Annotated in this window: 2 protein-coding genes; both read left to right on the forward strand. The window is 59.5% G+C overall.

The annotated features are described in order from the left end of the window. The first annotated feature begins 50 nt into the window (after positions 1 to 50). Positions 51 to 365: a DUF1153 domain-containing protein gene (locus AC3WOB_RS31615; protein ID WP_033535077.1), complete on the forward strand. Its 315-nt coding sequence runs from the start codon at positions 51 to 53 to the stop codon at positions 363 to 365. After that, complete coding sequence (locus AC3WOB_RS31620) at positions 362 to 1,183, forward strand: IS3 family transposase (protein WP_492277239.1); 822 nt, start codon at positions 362 to 364, stop codon at positions 1,181 to 1,183. Before AC3WOB_RS31615 ends, AC3WOB_RS31620 begins: the two co-directional genes overlap by 4 nt. Positions 1,184 to 1,211 lie beyond the last annotated feature (28 nt).

Genomic DNA, 1,211 nt, shown 5'->3' on the forward strand with positions numbered 1-1,211 from the left:
TGTATTGACCCAGTGAAAACCTGCTCACGTCATAATCGAGGAAGTTGACGATGAGTATGAAGATGGAAGACGACATCAAGCGCTGGACAGCGAAGCGCAAAAGCGCGCTGGTACTGGACATCATTCAGGGCAAGACTACGGTTGCCGAGGCGAGCCGCCAGTACGACCTATCGCCTTCGGAAGTCGAACAATGGGTCGATGATGGCAAACGCGGCATGGAGAATGCCCTTCGGGCCAACCCGCAGGACGTGCGCGAGCAGTACGAGCGTCAGCTCAAGGATTTGCAAGAGGCGTACGGTGAAGCGATGTTGGAGCTGCGCGCCAGAAAAAAATTGCAGTCCCTGCTGGGCGAGGACGAGAAGTGATCGAGACGATCCGCCAGGGACTGCAAGCCGAGGGCATCACCGTCTCGATTGCCAAGCTGTGCCGCTGGTTTGAGGTGCCGCGCCGCACGATCTACTACAAGCCGGTGAAGTCGGCACCGAAACTCGATCCTCAGTTTGTCGCGCCCATCAAGGCTCTGATCGAAGAGTCGCCTTCGTTTGGCTACCGGACGGTTGCGCATCTATTGGGGTTCAACAAGAACACCGTGCAACGCGTGTTCCAGTTAATGGGCTGGCAGGTCCGAAAGCGACCCATTGGCTTTAGGCCTCGGATCCAGGCATTGCCGTCGGTGGCAACCAAGCCCAACGAGCGCTGGTCAACGGACCTTTGCCGCGTCTGGGCTGGTCGGGACGGTTGGGCGACGCTGGCGCTGGTGATCGACTGCCATACGCGTGAACTGCTTGGTTGGCACCTGTCTCGAAGCGGCACGGCCTGCACCGCAGGCAGCGCGTTGGAACATGCTTTGATTGCCCGCTTCGGAACGCTGGGCCGCGTGCCCGCGCCGTTCCTGCTGCGCTCCGATAACGGTCTGGTCTTCACGTCTCGCAGCTACACCGCGTTGGTGCGAAGCTATGGGCTGCGTCAGGAGTTCATCACGCCGCATTGCCCGCAGCAGAACGGCATGGTCGAACGTGTGATCCGCACGTTGAAAGAACAATGTGCGCATCGGCATCGCTTCGAGACCATCCAGCACGCCAGTCGCGTGGTCGGGGACTGGATACGCTTTTACAACCACCGGCGCCCGCACCAGGCGCTTGGTATGAAGACCCCGGCTGAGACATTTGCATTAGCCGCTTAACCTGAGCAGGTTCTGCTGGGTCAATACA

The sequence above is a fragment of the Achromobacter sp. FW305-C-30-7 genome, assembly GCF_058783105.1.

Excerpts from the sequence above, each read along its gene's own strand:
- AC3WOB_RS31615 (WP_033535077.1), top strand. The coding sequence starts at position 51 with ATGAGTATGAAGATGGAAGACGACATCAAGCGCTGGACAGCGAAGCGC.